We start from the raw sequence: 14,889 nt of genomic DNA, 5'->3' as shown, positions 1-14,889 counted from the left end.
ATCGCGGGGCAGCCATCGATCCACTACGGAGAGAGCACCGGCATGGGCCTTCCCGCTGTCGGCAGGGCAGCCGGTTCGAGGCATCCCTAGCGGCGGCGCCAGGGGCCGGTGATCGCGAACGTCGTGCCCGGGTCGTAGACGTTCAGGTACATCGTCCGGCCGCCGCGGCAGAACGCGGCGCCCGCGAACTCGCCCCACTCGGGCTCGTCCTCCGTTCCGATGTTCTGCCGGTTCCGGGCCAGGGCGTACACCTCCCGGCGCCGGGTCACCCCGTACACGTACTGCGCGCCGCCGCCGTCCTCGCACACCATCAGCCCGCCGTGCGGCGCCAGGCAGATGTTGTCGGGCGACTCGCCCGGCATCTGCACGTCGGTGTCCGGGCCGAACACGATCACGAGGGTCAGGCGCCGGCCGCTCGGCTCGTACGACCACACCTGCCCGAAGTGATCGGCGCCCGACCCCTCCTCCTTACGCGCGTAGCTCGTCACGAAATAGACGCGGTCGCCGCCCCAGTAGCAGCCCTCCAGCTTCTGCGCGTGCGTGACGCCGCCGCGCCCGAAGTCCTGCAACCGGATCGGGGTCTCCTTCGCGAGCGGATCGGGGACCCGCTCCCACCCGACGTTGTGGAGCACGGTGCCGGGCTCCTGCACCACCGACAGGTCAGGGACGCCGGGGACGCGCATCGCCTCAAGCCGCCCACCGGCCCGAAGGCTCCCGAACCCGCCGCGCGGCCTCCTCGGCCGGAACCGGTAGAACAGCCCGAACGGCCTGTCGAACGCGTCCTCGGTCTCGTAGACGGTCCCGTCGCGGGGGTCGACGGCGATCGCCTCGTGCTGGAACCGTCCCATCGCGGTCAGCGGCTCGGGGACGGTGCGTCCCTGCCGGTACGGGTCGACCTCGAAGATGAACCCGTGGTCCTTGGCGTAGTCCCCGGTGCCCGCCTTGTCCTCGTTCTCCTCGCAGGTCAGCCAGGTGCGCCACGGGGTGGGGCCGCCCGCGCAGTTCACCGCCGTCCCCGCGATCGCGACCCGTTCGGTGTGCACCCGGCCGCCGTGGCCGACCTCCAGCGCGGTGCAGCCGCCGAAGGCCCCCGGGTCGTAGGTGACGTCCTTGACCGGCGGGACCCGGTGCTCGGCGTCCGGACGGTTCTCATGGTTCCGGACGAGCCATGTGCGTCCCCTCCCGGGGAACGCGGCCATGCCGTCGAAGTTGCTCGGCACCGCCCCCTCGCCCGAGGGCATCGGCTCCCCCTCGCGGGACAGGACGGTGTACCGGAACCCGCGCGGCAGGTCCAGCACACCGTCCGGGTCGGGCACCAGCGGCCCGTACCCCTCACGACCTCCGATCGGCGCGGCGGCCGCATCACCGGCGAACAGCTCCTCGACGGCACCGGTGAAGGCGATCCCCGCCCCCACCGCGCCCGACCCGGCCAGGACCTGGCGGCGCGAGACTGACATGAGCACACTCCCTGGTGGATGATCAGAGACCTTCCACGGCCGTTGTAACACGGGCCGCGGCACCGGGGGTATGGCAGACACTCACAGTCCATCCGTTCGCACCTCGGCCCCCCGCGCACGCGAAACGGGCCACGACACGTGCTCGGCGGCTCACACCGCCGCGTCACGGGCGGATTCAAGGCGTACTGAGCCTCCGGAAAGGAGGCCCCCACAACGGTCACACGCCGGCTGCCGGCGCCTCCCGCAGCCGGATCGCCTGCGCCTTCCAGAAGCGCGTGATCTGTCAGACCCGGGTGGGGCGTGACCTTCGCCTACCGCGCCCCGCCGTCAGTCGGCGCTGGCTACGGGGAGGGACCGGAGCCGGAAGGTGGCGAGGAGCGTCGCGGCGACGGCGACCAGGGCCAGCAGCGTGAGCGCCAGGGGAACCCCGACCGTCGACGTGACCGGCGACGCGTCGGTGAGCGCGTCGGTGAGCGACAGGGACCACTGCTGGATCGACGCCGACTTGGCGCCCGGCGCGAAGCTGCCGAGGAGCGTCTCCCAGACCAGCGCGTACAGCAGGCCGATCGTGACGGCGTTGCGGCTCATGACGCCGAGGGCGACGAACACCGCGCTGTAGGTGACACCGCCGGCCAGGACGCCGATCGTGAACGCGGGCGTGATCTGCGCGGTCGTGCCGATCAGGACGAGACCCGCCAGCAGCGTCGGGACGACCGCGAAGAGCGTCACCAACACGATCGCGACGACGAGCTTGGTCAGCACGATCACCTCGCGCGGGATCGGCTTCGTCAGCACGTACATGATCTGGCCGTCGTCGATCTCCGGCCCGATCACGCCCGTCCCGGCGATCAGGGCGAGCAGGGGCAGCAGGGTCGCGAGCCCGAAGTTCTGCAGGACGTTCGCCGCGAGGTCCAGGTCGTTGTTGCCGGTCGCGCGCAGGATGACCGACAGGACCAGCAGTAGCAGCGGCAGCGCCAGCAGGAGCAGCGCCCGCTTGCGGCCGAGCATCGCCCGGAACGTGATCATCGCGATGGTCGGGTTCATCGGGCCACCAGGTAGGAGAAGACGCTTTCGAGGGACTCGTCCGACGGTGAGACCTCCCAGAGGCGCACGTCGGCGTCGCGGGAGACCTGCGGGAGCAGCCAGGTGAAGCGCTGGAAGTCGACGGCCTCGATCTGCAGGCCCTTGTCGGTGAGCTGCACGCTGCGGGCCGAGCCGTCCGCGATGATGGCGGCGGCCAGCCGGCGGTCGTCGGACGAGCGGACGAGGAAGATGTGCGGCCGGTCGGTCATCAGCCGGCGGATCCTGCGGAAGTCGCCGGACGCGGCGTGCCGGCCGGCGACGATCACTTCGATGTGGCTGGCGAGCCGCTCCACCTCCTCCAGGATGTGGGAGGAGAACAGGATGGTGCGGCCCTCGTCGGCCATCCGGCGGATGAGGTCCATGAGCTGGAGCCGCTGCCGCGGGTCCATGCCGTTGAACGGCTCGTCCAGGAGGAGGACGGGCGGGTCGTGCACGAGGGCGGACGCCATCTTGATGCGCTGCTTCATGCCCTTGGAGTAGTTGCCGATCTGGCGTCCGGCGGCGTAGTCCATCTCCACGAGGCCGATGGCGCGGCGTGCGGCGGCGGACGAGTCGGGCAGCTTGTGCAGCTTGGCCATCGCGAGGATGAACTGCTCGCCGGTGAGGAAGTCGTAGGCGGACTCGCGTTCGGGGACGAGGCCCAGGCTGCGGTAGACGCCCGGGTTCTGCCAGATCGGCGTCCCGTCCAGTGTGACGGTGCCGGACGACGCCGCGAGGAACCCGCCCATCATGTGGATGAGCGTCGACTTGCCGGCGCCGTTCGGGCCGAGGAGCCCGGTGACGCCCGGTCCGACCTTCATCGAGACGCCGTTGACGGCGACGACGTTGCCGTACCAGCGGGACACGTTCTCCAGTATCAGTTCGCTCATGCCTGCTCCTCGTGGAGGGCGACCCCCCACACCCCCGGGTTCGCTCCGGTCATGAGAGGCCTGCCTTCCGGAAACGGCGGTACAGGACCGCGATCGAGCCGAGGACGATGACGGTGCACAGCGCCAGCGCGACCACGCCGCCGGTGAGGCCGGGCGCGATGCCGGGCGAGGACGACTCGGCGCCGAGCAGCCTGACCTGGACGATGTCCACCAGGTTGAACGGGGCCGCCAGCCCGATCCAGCCCTGGAGGGTGAAGTTGGTCTGCGCCTCGGCGATCCCCTGGATGATGCCGACGAACGCGGTGCTGAGCATGTAGACGGCGATGACCGCGGCGACGCCGAAGCCGCGCCGCGGGGTGAACGCCGCGACCACCATCCCGATCGCCGACAGGACGAACGCGAACAGCACGCAGCCGACCAGGGCGCCGAGGTACTCCAGGAGCTGCTGCCCCGAGTCGGGCGCCTTGGCGACGAGGCCGCCGACGTACAGGAGGGTGACGGGCACCGCCATGAGCGCGAACAGCGCGGTCACCAGCGCGGCGCCCTTCGCCAGGACGAAGTCGAGGTGGCCGACGGGCCGCGAGAAGTACAGCGGGATGACGTGGAAGCGCACCTCCCGCGAGGCCAGCACCGGCGCCTGCGTGGCCAGGAAGATCGCCACGATGACCTGCATGATGTTGGCGTACGCGGCGTAGGGGATCAGCGCGTCCTCCTGCTTGGTGACCGCGAACACCGCGACCGACCCGGCGGCGGGCAGCAGCATGATGGCCGCCAGCAGAAACGGCATGATCTTGGCGCGTGCGGGGCGGCCGAGGCCGAAGGCGGCGCGCAGGTTGTGGACGTACAGGGACCGCAGCACGTAGGCGCGGCCGTTGCGGCGCCCCTCGTAGTGGCGGTAGCCGATGTCGTGGATCGTGCTCGTGCTCATCGGGACGCCTCCTGCGGGACGGTTCCGGCCGCCTGCGCTCCCGGAGGCTCCGCCTGGAAGACCTCTTCGATGTGGTGGCGGCGCTGCTCCATCCGGATCAGCCGCAGCCCCAGCTCGGCGACGCCGTCGCGGATCAGGTCGTAGGTCGTCTCCCCGGCGATGTCGACGACGAGGAACCGGCCCTCCGGATGGACGGAGGCGCCCTGGTCGTGAAGGTGCCGCCCGAGCGTGTCGCGTCCCTCGTCCACCTCGACGGTGAGGACGCCGCTGGCGGCCGTGTACGCCTCGACGGCCTGGGAGCGCAGCAGCTTCCCGCCGTCGATGATGACGACGTGGTCGCAGACCCGTTCCAGCTCGCCCAGCAGGTGGGACGTGACGAGGACGCTGATCCCGAACTCGGCGCCGATGCGGCGGATCAGTTCGAGCATCTCGTCGCGTCCGGCGGGGTCGAGTCCGTTGGTGGGCTCGTCCAGGAACACGAGTTTCGGGTCGTGGACGAGGGCCTGCGCGAGCTTCACCCGCTGGCGCATCCCGGTGGAGTACCCGCCGATGGGACGGTAGCGCTCCTCGTACAGGCCGACGTGCCGGAGCGTGTCGGCGGCGCGTTCGCGGGCCGCGGTCGGGGGCAGCCCGCACATCCGGGCCATGTGCACGACGAACTCGGTCGCGGACACGTCCGGCGGCAGGCATTCGTACTCGGGCATGAACCCGACGCTCTCCCGGATCCGCAGGCCCTCGCGCGCGATGTCGAGGCCCAGCACGGTCGCGGTGCCGGAGGTCGGCGGCAGCAGCCCGAGCAGGATCTTGATGAGCGTGGACTTGCCGGCGCCGTTGGCGCCGACCAGCCCGACGACTCCCGGCTCGACGGCCACGGAGAGGTCGTCCAGGGCGGTCACCCGGGGGTACCTCATCGTCAGGCCCTGGGTGGCGATGATCGGCATGGTTACGAACCTAGCGTCTGGGGGGACGCGCCACGTCAACCTAAAGGGCGATACGCGGCAGCCTTTGGTCCGCCGCCGGATCGACCTAAGTTGGCCCTCTGGTCCTACGCGACGGACTCTGGTCCTACGCGCGGCCGGCGGTCCCGGCCGACCACCGGGACCGGCCTTCGTGGCGCGGGACGACACCCACGGCGATCGCTGGACGAGCAGGGGACATCGTGCCGTGAACGGCAGGGGTCCGTGGCCACAACATTGAGCCATACGGTTTGATCGGTTATCTGTGTAGATATCGATAAATACCGGGTGGTGAGGGCATGGCGCGGACGGCCCTTCGGACGGCTGTGGCGGGCCTCGCGCTCGCCGTCCCGCTGGCAGCGGGCTGCGACGCCGACGTGGGCCTGTCGGAGAGCGGTTCCCCGCCCCCGGCCGGTGCCGGATCGCCGGGCGGCGCCGGGCCCGGGCCCGGCGACGAGGCCCGCGCCCGCGCCGACCTCTCCGGGCTGCGGATCGCGTCCGAGGGCGACGGCGACGGCTACGAGCGCGACAAGTTCGGGACGCGCTGGAAGGACATCGACCGCAACGGCTGCGACCAGCGCAACGACGTCCTCGCCCGCGACCTGGCGGACGTCGGCAAGAGGGGCGGCTGCGTCGTCATGACCGGCAGTCTCCGCGACCCCTACACCGGCAAGGAGATCACCTTCGCCAAGAAGGACGCCGCCGAGGTGCAGATCGACCACCTCTACCCGCTCGCGCTCGCCTGGCGGATGGGCGCCTCACGGTGGAGCGAGGATCGGCGGGAGGAGTTCGCCAACGACCACGGCAACCTTCTCGCCGTGTGGGGCGTGCCCAACCGGCAGAAGAGCGACTCCGGGCCCGGCGAATGGAAGCCGCAGAAGAGCTTCCAGTGCGCCTACGCGATCAAGTACATCGCCGTCGCCGGGAAGTACTCACTGCCCGTCACCCGCGCCGACCACGACGCCCTCCAGGACTTCCTCGGACGCTGCTGACCGGGCGGGACCGGGCGGACCGGGACCATATGCTCGTCCCATGAGCAGCGAATCGAACGGCCAGGACCCGGAGACCACGAACGACACCGACGAGCGGCCCCGAGTCCGGACGGAACGCGGCGTGGGCGCCCGCGCCACCGGAGCCGAGGTCACCGGCGCGTCCGCCACCGGCCTCACCCTGCGCGCCGGCAACGCGTTCGGCTCGCTCGCGCTGGGATCGATGGCTCTCGGCGCCCTCGCCGTCGGCGCCGTCGCCATCGGCAAGCTCGTCGTCAAACGCGCCGTCATCACCCACCTGGAAGCGGGCACGGTCGAGATCAAGCACCTCAAGGTGGGGCGCCTGGAGATCGACGAACGCTAGGCGCTTCCGCTAGCCCAGGGCGGTCCGGACGACGCCGGCGAGGTGTTCGGCGACCGACTGCGCCTGATCCTCCGACGCCGCCTCCACCATCACGCGGACCATCGGCTCGGTGCCGCTGGGCCTGATCAGCACCCGTCCGGTGTCGCCAAGGTCCGACTCCGCGGCGGCGACGGCCGCGGCCAGCTCCGGCGACGTCTTGGCGCCGGACTTGTCGACGTCCCTGACGTTGACGAGCACCTGCGGCAGCCGCGTCATCACCTTCGTCAACTCGTCCAGCGGGCGGCCCCGGCGGACCATCGCGGCGAGCAGGTGCAGGCCGGTCAGGACGCCGTCGCCGGTCGTGGCGTGATCCAGCATGATCACGTGGCCGGACTGCTCGCCGCCGAAACCGAACCCGCCCTCCTTCATCGCCTCCAGCACGTACCGGTCGCCGACCGCGGTCTCCACCACGGTGATCCCCGCCTCGCGCATCGCGAGCTTGAACCCGAGGTTCGACATCACGGTCGCGACCACGGTGTCGGCGGCCAGCGCCCCCGCCTCCCGCAGGTCCAGCGCCAGGATCGCCATGATCTGGTCGCCGTCCACGACCTCGCCGGACGCGGTCACGGCCAGGCACCGGTCGGCGTCGCCGTCGTTCGCGATGCCCGCGTCGGCACCGTGTTCCTTGACCGCCGTGCGCAGCGCCTCCAGGTTCGTGGAGCCGCAGCCGGAGTTGATGTTGAGGCCGTCCGGCGCCGTCCCGATCGTGAACACCTCGGCGCCCGCACGGCGCAGCGCCTCCGGCGCCACATCGCAGGACGCGCCGTTCGCGCAGTCGACCACGACGCGCAGGCCGTCCAGCGACACCGGGACCGTCGACAGCAGATGCGCCACATACTGCTCGACCGCGCCGTGCGCGTCGCGGACCCGGCCGACCCCGGCGCCCGTCGGCGGGTCCCACACCTCGCCGAGCCGCGCCTCGATGCGGTCCTCCAGCTCGTCCGCCAGCTTGTGGCCGCTGCGGTCGAAGAACTTGATGCCGTTGTCGGGGGCCGGGTTGTGCGACGCCGACAGCATCGCGCCGAGGTCGGCGTCCAGCGCGTGCGTCAGGTGCGCGACCGCGGGCGTCGGCAGCACGCCGAGGCGCAGCACGTCCACCCCGGAACTCGCCAGGCCCGCCACCACGGCCGCCTCGAGGAACTCACCGGAGGCCCGCGGGTCGCGCCCGACCACCGCGAGCGGCCGGTGGCCTTTGAAGGCGCCCTGCTCGCCCAGCACCCGCGCCGCCGCGACGGACAGGTCCATGACGAGGGGGGCGGTCAGATCGCGGTTGGCGAGCCCTCGCACGCCATCGGTCCCGAACAGACGAGCCACAGTTCAACTCCCGATAGGACGAAAACCGCGCGGACGCGAACCGGGGTCACACCCCGCCGCGCCGCGCGGTGAGATCTGGTGGGCACCGAGTCTGCCATCCGTCCGCGGCGGACGCGGCCGCGATGACCAGGCCGGACCCGGACGGAAGCCCCGAAAAGCTCCGGACGGGCATGGAAGCCCCGACGGAAACCCCGGAACAGGGACGAGCCGCCGCACCCGGCGCGCCGGCCGTGGGGCCGGCGATGAGACCACGGGTGCGACGGCTCGTACCGTCGATCAACGCTTGCTGTACTGCGGCGCCTTACGGGCCTTCTTGAGCCCGGCCTTCTTGCGCTCCGGCACCCGCGCGTCACGGGTGAGGAAGCCGGCCTTCTTCAGCGCCGGGCGGTGCTCGATGTTCGCGAACTGCAGCGCGCGGGAGATGCCGAGGCGCAGCGCACCGGCCTGGCCGGTGGTGCCGCCGCCGTTCACGCGCGCGAGCACGTCGAACTGGCCCTCCAGGCTGAGCAGCACGAACGGCTCGTTCACGATCTGCTGGTGGACCTTGTTCGGGAAGTACTGGTCCAGGGTGCGGCCGTTGATCTTCCACTGGCCGGTGCCGGGGACGATGCGGACCCGCGCGATGGCCTGCTTGCGGCGGCCGGTGCCGGCGGCCGGGCCGGTCGCGACGGGCTGGCCGAGGAAGCTCTCCCCGGCGGTCTCGGGCGTCTCGGTGCTGTACTCGGACGGTGCGTCCTCGTACGAGTCGAGCTGTTCGGTGCCCGGCTCGGTGGTCTCGTCCACGGTTCTCCTCGGGTGTTCTGGCCAGGGCGGCGGGCCCGTCCTGCGGGTGCCCCGGCGGCCTCGTGTTCCAGGGTGCGCACGATCGGATCGTGCGCGGACGTCACTTGCTGATCTGGCTGATCTGGGTGATCTCGAACGGGACCGGCTTCTGCGCCTGGTGCGGGTGGTCCGGCCCGGCGTAGACCTTCACCTTGCCGAACATCTTCCGGCCGAGGGAGTTCTTGGGCAGCATGCCCTTGATCGCCTTCTCGACGGCGCGCTCGGGGTTCTTGGCCAGCAGCTCGGTGTAGGACACCGAACGCAGGCCGCCCGGGTATCCGGAATGCCGGTAGGCCCGCTTGCGCTCGGCCTTGTTACCGGACAGCGACACCTTGTCGGCGTTCACGATGACGACGAAGTCACCGGTGTCGAGATGCGGAGCGTAGATCGGCTTGTGCTTACCCCGAAGCAGCTGCGCGACCTGACTGGCGAGACGGCCCAGCACGACATCGGTCGCGTCGATGACGTACCACTGACGCTGGACGTCAGCGGGCTTAGGGGTGTACGTGCGCACGGTCGTAGGCCTTCGTTTCTCGTCGACTTCTCAGCGGTTTCGGTCCTCGCCCGCCCTCGCGGGCGGGTGGTACTTCGTGAGCGGAATCCTGCTCGCGCCGATCAGAAACCTCGTCCGACCTGGCGCTCCGGGAGGCCGGGGCCCGTAGCCGGTCGCCCACGCCGACAGCGCGAGCACTCCGGGGCACACCGACACGTCGTCGCGTCGCCTGGACACCCGCACCGCGCAGGCGTCGACGCACACAACAAGCACGCAGAATACCTGGCCGCGCAGAGAAGAGCAAAGCAGCGGCGCGGCCGCCGTTGCGGGGCCGCACACACCGGCGTCAACGCGGTGACGTCACGTCCGCGGCGGTGCCCGGCCCTCCGGGGGGACGGTCGGCACCCTGTTGATCACCGTATGTAGTGTTTTTGATCTTTTCGGGCGATCTCCGTTACCGGATGTACATAAGAGGATATTGTGCCCGGCGACCGGTCCACGCCGGCTACTGCCGGCCCGCACACGGGAGCCCCCGCTGTCTACTCCCCGCAGACCAGGTGAACCCGCCGGACGCCGCCGCCCCCAACACACCGGGCGGGACGGCGCCGCACCCCGTGACGCCGCCGCGCGCGGCGCCTCCCCATCTCGCGACGAGCTCGTCGCCGGTGGTCCACGCCGCGCCTCGTCCCACCCGGGACCGCCGCCCGGCGGCCGCCGGTCCCACGGCGGCAGGCCCCCCGGCGGCCGCCCGCCGGGCAAGGGACGCAAGCGTTCCCGGGCGAAGGGGATGACCGGCATCGTGGTGGCCGTCACCGCGTCCGGTCTCGCCATCAGCACCGGCGTGGCGATCGACCGTTTCCTGCTGCCCGAACTCCGGTCGGAGCGGACGTCCGCGTCCGGGCCCGACACGCGGCCGTCCACCGTGATCCCGCCCGGGCCGCAGAGCGACCCCTCGGCCGCTCCCGAACCGGGCGGCGCGGACGGCGCGGGCGGTGCGGGCGGTGCGCCGCCGTCCAGCGGCACCCCCACGCCCACCGCGGGCGAGCAGACGCCGCCGCTGAAGGCGATGCGCGACCCGAGCCGCACGGCCGGCAAGCCGTCCAAGCCCGGTGAGCCGCCGGCGTCGAGCAGGGAACCGTCCGGCGGCGGCACCTCCTCCGGCGGTTCGGGCGGTTCCGGAGGCTCGTCATCGGGCTCGTCCGGTCCCGAGGCGGCCGTGGTGTCGCTCACCAACAAAGAGCGCGCCAAGGCCGGCTGCAAGCCGCTGCGCATCGACCAGCGGCTCGTCACCTCGGCCCGCAAGCACTCCGCCGACATGGCGGCCAACGGCTACTTCTCGCACACGTCCCAGAACGGCGACAGCCCGTGGAAGCGGATGGAGGAAGCCGGATACCCGAGCCCCGGCGCGGAGAACATCGCCAAGGGTTACCCCACCCCGGCGGGCGTGATGAAGGGCTGGATGAACAGCCCGGGGCACCGCGCCAACATCCTGAACTGCGACCTGCGCGCCATCGGCGTGGGCAAGGCATCCGGCTCCGGCGGGCCGCTGTGGACGCAGAACTTCGGCTGGAAGTGACCCGCCCCCGCTCCGGCAGGTGACCTTCGGCAAATCACCGGCGTCCGGTTCGCCCCCATGTAATGGTGGGTGTTCCGAAGGTCCAGAGCCCTGAACGAGGAACGGTAAGGTCCAAGCCATGGGTTATCCGGGCGATCAAGGCAAGCCCGGCGGCCGGCCCCTTCGGCAGCCGCCGCACACGCCGTACGGACCCGGAGACGAAGCGCCGCCGTACGGCCATGCCGGAAATGAAGCCCCCTTCGTGCCACGCGACGCGGGGCCCGGCGCGATGCCGCCCGGCGGTGAGCCGCCGGGCGGGCCGTTCGGCGGCGAGCCGTTCGCCGGGCCGGCGGATCAGACCGCCGCCTGGGGCGACGAGCCCGTCGCGGGCGACCCGCACGGCTCGTTTCCACCAGGCCAGTTCGAGGCAGGCCAGTTCGAGGCAGGCCAGTTCGAGGCAGGCCAGTTCGGCGGCGACCGGTTCGAGGACCCCTACGGGCCCGGTCCCGGTCCCGGGCCTGGCGACGGCATGCCGCCCGGGCCGTCCGGTGGGCCGCCCCCGCCCGAGCGACGCCGCAACCTGCCACTGATCATCGGTGGTGCGGCCGCCGCGGGGCTCCTGCTCATCGCCGGCGGCATCGGGCTGTCGTCGGTGCTGGAGGGCGACTCCGAGCCGAAGGGCGCGAAGACGTCCCAAGCCGCGAAGCCGACGCCGACGCCGAGCCCCACGAAACCCGTCCTGGCGCCGGTGAAGCTCAAGAGCCGCACCACCGACCCCAAGCCGCTGACGCTCAAGGAGGTCTTCGGCAACGGGAAGTTCGAGGCGCGCGGCTTCAAGTACGTGCGGACGGCCGCGAACTCCAAGAAGAGCTGCACCGCCGTCGTCGGCGGCACGGCTCTGGAGAAGACCCTCAAGCAGGGCGACTGCACGCAGGCGCTCCGGGCGACCTACGCGCTGACCAAGGGCCAGCTCATCGGCACCGTCGGCGTGTTCAACCTCGAATCCGAGGCCGCCGCCGAGAAGGCCGTGAAGGCCGCCGCCGACAAGGACGCCTTCCTGCAGGCACTGCCGGGCAAGGGCATCACCAAGACCAACGGCAAGGGCGAGGCGCTCGGCACCTCCCAGGCGCGCGGCCACTACCTGCTCATGACGTGGGTGCAGCGGCCGGACGGCAAGAAGATCGCCAAGAAGTACCACAACGCCGTCCGCACCTTCGGTGCGGAGATGGTGAAGGGCAGCAACCTCGCGCTGGCCCTGCACTACAGGGAAACCGAAGGCAAGCCCCTCCAAAGGTGACCGGTTTGAATACCCTCTCTGCCTATGTCTGGACCTAGAGACACCCGGGACTCCGCCGAGCAGCCGGGGGCGTCCGCCGTCCCCGCCGACTCGGTGCCGCCCAGCTTCGGCGGCGCGGTCCCCCCGGCCGACCCGCCTCCGGCGGACGCGGCGCCCTCCGCCGAAGAGGCGGAGCCTGCGGCGTCCGCCTCCATCCGGCTGCCCGCGTTCGGCCTGCAGGCTCCCTGGTGGGCCGCCGAGTCCTCGGAAACGGCCCCGCCCGCCGAAGAGACGTCCGCCGAGGCACCGGACGACGCCCCGGACGACGAGGTCGTCTTCGGCGCCGAACCCGCCGTGGACGATCCGGCCGACCCCGAGGCCACCGGCGTCCCGCCCGGGACGCTCGTCGCCGGCGTCGGCGTCCCCAACGTCGACTCCCGCCGGGCCGTCCCCGCCGAACCGATCGTCAAGCTTCCCTTCGCCTCAGGCGACACCGACCCCGACGGTTTCCCCGCCGTCCCGCCGGAGCACGACGCACCCGCGGACGCCGACGCTGAGTCCGAGGACTCACCGGAATCCCCGGCCTCTTCGGACTCCCCGGAACACGAAACGACAGAGGACACAGCCGCCGTGGACGACACCGTCGTGAAGAACGCGGCAGAAGACCGCCCCTCCGAACCGGCCCCGGCAGCGCCGGAGGAGACCGCTGCGCCGCCGGAGGAGGCGGTGACGCCCTCGGCCTTCGAGAAGGCCAAGGAGGCGGAGAACGCGTCCACCGCCTCGCTCGGGGCGGTTCTCGAGCCGGACGCGATCCTGCCGGTCGGCGTCGCGCCGCCCACCGGCAGCGGGCCGTTCACGCACTCCGAGCCGTCCGAGGACGCCGCGGTGACGGCCGAGCAGGCCGCCGTGATCGCGCCGGTCTACCACGCGGAGGGCGGCATCCCGCTCGACACGCCTCCACCGCCCGGCCGGCCTCCCCAGGGCACCCCCAAGAGCGGCGGCGGCAACAAACGCCGGCCGCTGCTCATCGGCGGCGGCGCGGCGGTCATCCTGGCGGCGGCCGTCGCCCTGTTCACCGTCGGCGGGACGGGATCGAGCGGCGACCAGAGCACGAACGTGAAGGCCACCGAGTCACCGGCCGCGGCGAAACCCACACCGGCGGACACGCAGTCCCCCGCCCCGCCCATCCCGACCACGGGGGTGGACATCACCAACGAGCGGACCGACCCCGAGCAGCTCGCGTTCAAGGACGTGTTCCCCACCGGGGTGGTCAAGCTCGGCGGACGGACCTTCACCCTCGACCGCTGGTCGCTCAACCGCGACGTGTCGTACGCGGCCAGGGGCTCCATGCTCCAGGTGCTCCAGCAGGAGAAATGCCGCAAGATCATCCGGGCGACCTTCATCGACCGGTCCCGGTCGCTGGCCGTCACGTCCGGGATCGCGGTGATGCCGACGAAGGAGTCCGCGCTCAGGGTCAGCCAGGCCGGGGACCCCGCCAAATACGAGTGGTTCCGCGGCATGGGCGGCAAGCACACCCCCGACCTCGACCGGGCGGGCGGGTACGCCGCCGCGACGATCCGCGGACGGTACGTCGCCTACGCCTACGTCCAGTGGGCGAACGGAAAAAACGCCCAGCCCGGCGATCCGGTGATCAAGCAGGCGGCCCAGCAGTTCCTGGACTACGACCTCCGCCCGATCATGGCCCGCGCCCGAGGCTGACAGGCTGACCCGGCGCCTCGCGCCGACTTGCGGCGTGTCGTCCTTCCAGGCGCCTTCTAGAGGCGACACGCCGCGGGTCGGCGAAGCACGTCAGGGATGGCCGTGCTGTCGGGACGGATCACGTCGGTTCCTGCTGGGGCGTGGCCGCGGCGGCCGCGTTGAGCGTCCGGACGCGGCGCGTCTCCTGCGCGCGCTTGGCCAGGCTGTCGTCGTCCGGATAGCGGATCTCCTCCAGCGACAGCCCATGCGCAGATGCCACGGTCACCGCCGAGTCGCGGACACGGGCGGCCAGTACTTCGGCGGGCCACTGCACCTCGCGGCGTCCGTCCCCGACCATCAGCAGCGCGCCGACGAGCGCGCGGACCATCGAATGACAGAAAGCGTCCGCCTCCACGGTCGCGAGAGCGAGATGCGGGTCGCGGTCGTCGCGGGCCCACTCGTAGCGCAGCAGTTCACGGATGGTCGTCGCACCCTCCCGCCTGCGGCAGTACGCGGCGAAGTCGTTCTCGCCCACCAGCAGCCGCGCCGCCTCGTTCATCCGCCCCAGGTTCAGCGGACGCGGATGCCACAGCACGTCGTGGCGGCGCAGCGGCTCCACGCCGAACGGGTTGTCGCACACCTGGTACACATAGCGGCGCGACAGTGCCGAGAACCGCGCGTCGAACCCCTCCGGCGCGATCGACACGCGCCATACCCGCACATCGGGCGGCAGCAGCCCCGCGAGCCGGCGCGGCATCGTCCCGTTGATCGCCGAGTACGCCGCGACCGGCACCACCAGATGAGCGACCTGTCCCCGGGCGTGGACGCCGGCGTCCGTACGGCCGGCGACGGTGAGCATGGGCGGCGGGTCCAGGCGCAGCATGCGCGCCAGCGCGTCCTCGATGACGCCCTGGACGGTCCGCTGGTTCGGCTGTCTCGCCCAGCCCGCGAAGTCCGACCCGTCGTAACCGATGTCGAGCCGGAGTCGTACAAGTGCGGTCATGTCAGCCGGATTGTCCCTTTGCGCCACTGCCCGTCCATTCCTC

14 protein-coding genes are annotated in these 14,889 nt (G+C 71.6%); 5 read left to right on the top strand and 9 right to left on the bottom strand.

Going from position 1 to position 14,889, the window contains the following annotated elements; genetic code table 11:
- Positions 1-86: 86 nt before the first annotated feature.
- The 5 genes from ACTWPP_RS15395 to ACTWPP_RS15375 all read right to left on the bottom strand — a co-directional run bounded on the left by ACTWPP_RS15395 (position 87) and on the right by ACTWPP_RS15375 (position 5,278).
- The gene (locus ACTWPP_RS15395; RefSeq protein ID WP_443104908.1) at positions 87-1,457 is read right to left on the bottom strand and encodes an alkaline phosphatase PhoX; all 1,371 of its coding nucleotides are present in this window, start codon (positions 1,455-1,457) and stop codon (positions 87-89) included.
- A gap of 327 nt (positions 1,458-1,784) precedes the next feature.
- Positions 1,785-2,501: an ABC transporter permease gene (locus ACTWPP_RS15390; RefSeq protein WP_443104907.1), complete on the bottom strand. Its 717-nt coding sequence runs from the start codon at positions 2,499-2,501 to the stop codon at positions 1,785-1,787.
- Positions 2,498-3,409 carry an ABC transporter ATP-binding protein gene (locus ACTWPP_RS15385; protein ID WP_443104906.1) on the bottom strand — a complete coding sequence of 304 codons (912 nt, stop codon included), beginning with the start codon at positions 3,407-3,409 and terminating at the stop codon, positions 2,498-2,500. Before ACTWPP_RS15385 ends, ACTWPP_RS15390 begins: the two co-directional genes overlap by 4 nt.
- Before the next feature lie 49 nt (positions 3,410-3,458).
- The gene (locus tag ACTWPP_RS15380) at positions 3,459-4,337 is read right to left on the bottom strand and encodes an ABC transporter permease (RefSeq protein WP_443104905.1); all 879 of its coding nucleotides are present in this window, start codon (positions 4,335-4,337) and stop codon (positions 3,459-3,461) included.
- Positions 4,334-5,278 carry an ABC transporter ATP-binding protein gene (locus ACTWPP_RS15375; RefSeq protein ID WP_443104904.1) on the bottom strand — a complete coding sequence of 315 codons (945 nt, stop codon included), beginning with the start codon at positions 5,276-5,278 and terminating at the stop codon, positions 4,334-4,336. Before ACTWPP_RS15375 ends, ACTWPP_RS15380 begins: the two co-directional genes overlap by 4 nt.
- Positions 5,279-5,592: 314 nt before the next feature.
- Between ACTWPP_RS15375 and ACTWPP_RS15370 the strand changes: the two genes are divergently transcribed.
- Together ACTWPP_RS15370 and ACTWPP_RS15365 are read left to right on the top strand one after the other, a co-directional pair.
- Entirely contained in the window at positions 5,593-6,285 is a 693-nt protein-coding gene (locus ACTWPP_RS15370) for an HNH endonuclease family protein (RefSeq protein WP_443104903.1), read from the top strand.
- A 40-nt stretch (positions 6,286-6,325) separates the two neighbouring features.
- Complete coding sequence (locus ACTWPP_RS15365; RefSeq protein ID WP_443104902.1) at positions 6,326-6,646, top strand: hypothetical protein; 321 nt, start codon at positions 6,326-6,328, stop codon at positions 6,644-6,646.
- A gap of 9 nt (positions 6,647-6,655) precedes the next feature.
- Here ACTWPP_RS15365 and glmM read toward each other — a convergent pair whose 3' ends face one another.
- The 3 genes from glmM to rplM all read right to left on the bottom strand — a co-directional run bounded on the left by glmM (position 6,656) and on the right by rplM (position 9,335).
- Positions 6,656-7,999, bottom strand: a complete 1,344-nt coding sequence (glmM, locus tag ACTWPP_RS15360) for a phosphoglucosamine mutase (protein ID WP_443104901.1) — start codon at positions 7,997-7,999, stop codon at positions 6,656-6,658.
- A 276-nt stretch (positions 8,000-8,275) separates the two neighbouring features.
- Positions 8,276-8,782 (bottom strand): 30S ribosomal protein S9, encoded by a 507-nt coding sequence (rpsI, locus tag ACTWPP_RS15355; protein ID WP_443104900.1) that lies wholly within the window; start codon positions 8,780-8,782, stop codon positions 8,276-8,278.
- A gap of 100 nt (positions 8,783-8,882) precedes the next feature.
- Entirely contained in the window at positions 8,883-9,335 is a 453-nt protein-coding gene (gene rplM / locus ACTWPP_RS15350; protein WP_358448831.1) for a 50S ribosomal protein L13, read from the bottom strand.
- 766 nt (positions 9,336-10,101) lie between these two features.
- Here rplM and ACTWPP_RS15345 point away from each other — a divergent pair.
- From ACTWPP_RS15345 to ACTWPP_RS15335, 3 genes are all read left to right on the top strand, one after another.
- Positions 10,102-10,890, top strand: coding sequence for a CAP domain-containing protein (locus ACTWPP_RS15345; protein WP_443104899.1), 789 nt, complete (start codon positions 10,102-10,104; stop codon positions 10,888-10,890).
- Between the two features lie 241 nt (positions 10,891-11,131).
- Positions 11,132-12,166, top strand: coding sequence for a hypothetical protein (locus tag ACTWPP_RS15340; protein ID WP_443104898.1), 1,035 nt, complete (start codon positions 11,132-11,134; stop codon positions 12,164-12,166).
- A gap of 24 nt (positions 12,167-12,190) precedes the next feature.
- Complete coding sequence (locus tag ACTWPP_RS15335; RefSeq protein WP_443104897.1) at positions 12,191-13,864, top strand: hypothetical protein; 1,674 nt, start codon at positions 12,191-12,193, stop codon at positions 13,862-13,864.
- A 118-nt stretch (positions 13,865-13,982) separates the two neighbouring features.
- Here the strand turns inward: ACTWPP_RS15335 and truA are convergent, their stop codons facing one another.
- A complete protein-coding gene (gene truA / locus ACTWPP_RS15330; RefSeq protein ID WP_443104896.1) occupies positions 13,983-14,846 on the bottom strand; it encodes a tRNA pseudouridine(38-40) synthase TruA in 864 nt (287 codons plus the stop codon).
- Between the last annotated feature and the right edge of the window lie 43 nt (positions 14,847-14,889).

Origin of the sequence: Actinomadura sp. 3N407 (genome assembly GCF_052245875.1) — a bacterium.
Taxonomy (GTDB): domain Bacteria; phylum Actinomycetota; class Actinomycetes; order Streptosporangiales; family Streptosporangiaceae; genus Spirillospora.
The sequence above is the reverse complement of the archived record's forward strand: the minus strand, read 5'-3'. Positions and strand labels throughout refer to the sequence as shown.

Coding starts and splice junctions, on each gene's coding strand:
- ACTWPP_RS15395 (WP_443104908.1), bottom strand. CDS start 1,457: ATGTCAGTCTCGCGCCGCCAGGTCCTGGCCGGGTCGGGCGCGGTGGGG.
- ACTWPP_RS15390 (WP_443104907.1), bottom strand. CDS start 2,501: ATGAACCCGACCATCGCGATGATCACGTTCCGGGCGATGCTCGGCCGC.
- ACTWPP_RS15385 (WP_443104906.1), bottom strand. CDS start 3,409: ATGAGCGAACTGATACTGGAGAACGTGTCCCGCTGGTACGGCAACGTC.
- ACTWPP_RS15380 (WP_443104905.1), bottom strand. CDS start 4,337: ATGAGCACGAGCACGATCCACGACATCGGCTACCGCCACTACGAGGGG.
- ACTWPP_RS15375 (WP_443104904.1), bottom strand. CDS start 5,278: ATGCCGATCATCGCCACCCAGGGCCTGACGATGAGGTACCCCCGGGTG.
- ACTWPP_RS15370 (WP_443104903.1), top strand. CDS start 5,593: ATGGCGCGGACGGCCCTTCGGACGGCTGTGGCGGGCCTCGCGCTCGCC.
- ACTWPP_RS15365 (WP_443104902.1), top strand. CDS start 6,326: ATGAGCAGCGAATCGAACGGCCAGGACCCGGAGACCACGAACGACACC.
- ACTWPP_RS15345 (WP_443104899.1), top strand. CDS start 10,102: ATGACCGGCATCGTGGTGGCCGTCACCGCGTCCGGTCTCGCCATCAGC.
- ACTWPP_RS15335 (WP_443104897.1), top strand. CDS start 12,191: ATGTCTGGACCTAGAGACACCCGGGACTCCGCCGAGCAGCCGGGGGCG.
- truA (WP_443104896.1), bottom strand. CDS start 14,846: ATGACCGCACTTGTACGACTCCGGCTCGACATCGGTTACGACGGGTCG.